This is a genomic window from Methylophaga sp. UBA1464, from assembly GCF_002325665.1.
In the GTDB taxonomy this organism is placed as follows: Bacteria; Pseudomonadota; Gammaproteobacteria; order Nitrosococcales; family Methylophagaceae; genus Methylophaga.
Genome location: NZ_DCSO01000117.1, coordinates 18,125 through 18,983, shown reverse-complemented (window position 1 = coordinate 18,983; position 859 = coordinate 18,125). Strand labels below are relative to the sequence as shown.

Annotated in this window: 2 protein-coding genes; both read left to right on the top strand. The window is 46.2% G+C overall.

Annotated elements, in window-relative coordinates; translation table 11 throughout:
• Positions 1-339 (top strand): ATP-dependent protease subunit HslV (hslV, locus tag B3O33_RS15950; RefSeq protein WP_292363952.1); only part of this gene is annotated, 339 nt, incomplete at its 5' end.
• A gap of 2 nt (positions 340-341) precedes the next feature.
• Positions 342-859 (top strand): AAA family ATPase (locus B3O33_RS15945; RefSeq protein ID WP_292363951.1); only part of this gene is annotated, 518 nt, incomplete at its 3' end.

The following is an 859-nucleotide window of genomic DNA, read 5'->3' as shown; positions in this document are numbered from 1 at the left end:
CTGGAAAAACACCAGGGCAACCTGACACGGAGTGCCCTTGAGCTGGCAAAAGATTGGCGTACTGACAGAATGATGCGCCGCCTTGAAGCCTTACTAGCGGTAGCGGATGCCGATGCTTCGTTGATTATCTCTGGTAATGGCGATGTTATCGAACCGGAAAACAGCTTGATCGCTATTGGCTCTGGTGGCCCATTCGCCCAGGCAGCTGCAACAGCCTTATTACAAAATACTGACTTATCGGCTCGTGAGATTGTTGAAAAAGGCCTGAATATCGCTGCTGATATCTGCATTTACACCAATCATAACCTCACCATTGAAACATTGGATTACAACGAATAATCATGAATCAATCACTTACCCCCAAACAAATCGTTCACGAACTAGACAAACACATTATCGGTCAGCATGAAGCGAAAAAAGCCGTTGCGATAGCATTACGTAATCGTTGGCGTCGTCAGCAACTTGATGTCACATTGCAACAGGAAGTAACCCCAAAGAACATCTTGATGATTGGCCCCACTGGTGTCGGTAAAACTGAAATTGCCAGACGTCTTGCTTCTTTGGTTAATGCTCCGTTTATCAAAGTCGAGGCCACTAAATTCACGGAAGTGGGTTATGTGGGACGCGACGTTGAATCAATTATTCGCGATCTGGCTGAAAGCGCAATGAAAATGCTGCGTGAAAATGCAATCAATGAGGCAAAACCCCGTGCCTTGGACGCGGCAGAAGAACGTATTCTGGATTCGTTACTTACACCAGCTCGTGGCACTTTAACCGAAGAAGAATCCAATACTCGTCAAAAATTTCGCAAAATGCTGCGAGAAGGTAAGCTGGATGAACGGGAAGTTGAGCTGGAGTT